Origin of the sequence: Trichocoleus sp. FACHB-591 (assembly GCF_014695845.1) — a bacterium.
In the GTDB taxonomy this organism is placed as follows: domain Bacteria; phylum Cyanobacteriota; class Cyanobacteriia; order FACHB-46; family FACHB-46; genus Trichocoleus.
Genome location: NZ_JACJPA010000002.1, coordinates 1 through 2,016, shown reverse-complemented (window position 1 = coordinate 2,016; position 2,016 = coordinate 1). Strand labels below are relative to the sequence as shown.

The following is a 2,016-nucleotide window of genomic DNA, read 5'->3' as shown; positions in this document are numbered from 1 at the left end:
CGACTCACCTACCGCTCTCAAAAAGCGAAGCAGAAGCTCCAAGCGGTTTAGTTGCAGATCCAGAGGGCAAGGAGTGACTTAATCAACATCCCTTTCTATTTCCGATAAGGTTTAATAGGCAGTAGACAGGAAGGCTGGGAGAGAGAGGATGCAGAGACGCAGAGAGCCAAAAAGTTGATTGAGTCCCTGTGTCCCTCTCACCGCACTATATGGCGTGGATCATCGCGGCAAGGAGAGATCCGACACAAGTGGCTCAATTGGTTGATACAGGGCAGTTACATCCTTTATTAGATACCGAGGATCTTAGGCTCATGACAACGATCCAAATTGATCCCAACGAGCTATCTGGCAAGAAAGTGCTGGTGACAGGTGGCACTAAGGGCATGGGTGAAGCGATCGTCAACCGTCTGAGGCAGGCGGGTGCAACAGTCATGACAACCGCTCGCTCAAAGCCTGATGAATTGCAACCACCGGATTTGTTCATTCAGTCTGACATCAGCACGTCTGATGGCGTGGAACAAGTAACCAAAGAAGCGTTTGCTCGTCTCGGCAGTGTAGACATCTTGATTAATAATGTGGGTGGTTCTTCAGCACCCACTGGTGGCGTACTGACTCTGAGTGATGAAGATTGGCAGCAGACATTCAACGCCAATTTGTTTGCTGCTGTCCGCTTAGACCGGGCCTTTCTGCCCCAGATGCTAGAACAAGGTTCAGGTGCCATTATCCATATGTCCTCTATCCAGCGCACCCTACCGCTTTTTGCAACCTTGCCATTAGCTGCGGCAAAGGCAGCATTGACCAACTACAGCAAAGGGCTTTCCAAAGAAGTTGCACCGAAAGGTGTGCGGGTGAATACGGTAGCTCCCGGTTTCATCGAGACAGCGGCTACCACAAGACGGATCGAGAGATTAGCAGCAAATGCAAGAACAGATTATGAGACTGCGAGACTTGGGTTGATAGAGTCACTCGGTGGGATTGCAATGGGTCGCCCTGGTCGCCCTGAAGAAGTTGCCGAACTGGTTGCTTTTCTGGTATCCGATCGCGCTTCTTACATCAACGGGTCTGAATTTGTAATTGACGGTGGAACCACTCCAACCGTGTGAGACAACGCATAAAGGTCAGTTTTTATCATCTGATCCTTGTCAACTGAGCGCGAACTGGGCGGAGTATGCTCCGCGATCGCTTCATTAACTCATTCATGGAATAACCCCTATGTCTCAAGATAAACCTTCGATCATTCTGGTTCATGGTAGCTGGGCTGACGGTACATCCTGGCAACACGTCATTCCACTGTTGCTACAGGATGGTTATACCGTCACTGCTGTGCAAAATCCGCTCACGTCTCTGCCAGACGATATTGCTACCACCAAGCGGCTAATAGATGCTCAACAGGGACCTGTTGTGGTGGTCGGGCACTCCTACGGCGGAGCCGTGATCACAGGCGCGGCGGCTGGCAACCCACAGGTGAAAGCATTGGTTTATATTGCGGGTTGGGCACTAGGTCCAGGTGAAAGCGTTAGCCAGTTAATTGGCAATGCTCCTTCCCCACTTGTCAAAGCCATTGCCCCGGATGCAGCAGGCTTCCTTTACATCGATCGCGAAAAGTTTCACGAGGTCTTTGCTCATGACGTGTCACCCGTCGAAGCACAGGTGATGGCAGTGACACAAAAGCCAGCTAACAGTGTGACTTTTGAGCAATCTGTCGAAAGCGCGGCTTGGCAAACCATTCCCTCATGGTATCTCTTAGCTCAAGAAGATCGGGCAATTCCCCCTGAGCTTCAGCGATTTATGGCAAGCCGAATCGGTGCTAAAACCACGGAGATCAAAGCTAGCCATGTCCCTTATATCTCTCAGCCCAGAGAAGTTGCCAATCTGATTCTTGAAGTAGCAAGCTTTGCTGTAAAGTAAGCTCTGCTGTGAAGTAATCCCATCTACCTAACAACATTAATCCTCTACAGAGAACAGAGGAGGAGAACGTCATGACTCACTATGACTACATTGTGATTGGTGCAGGTT

2 protein-coding genes are annotated in these 2,016 nt (G+C 50.1%); both read left to right on the top strand.

Annotation, left to right across the window (positions count from 1 at the left end; all coding sequences use genetic code 11):
• Positions 1 to 311: 311 nt before the first annotated feature.
• On the top strand, positions 312 to 1,103 hold the full coding sequence (locus H6F90_RS00025) for an SDR family oxidoreductase (RefSeq protein ID WP_190549079.1): 792 nt from the start codon (positions 312 to 314) through the stop codon (positions 1,101 to 1,103).
• Between the two features lie 109 nt (positions 1,104 to 1,212).
• On the top strand, positions 1,213 to 1,908 hold the full coding sequence (locus H6F90_RS00020) for an alpha/beta fold hydrolase (protein ID WP_190549076.1): 696 nt from the start codon (positions 1,213 to 1,215) through the stop codon (positions 1,906 to 1,908).
• The last annotated feature ends 108 nt before the right edge of the window (positions 1,909 to 2,016 follow it).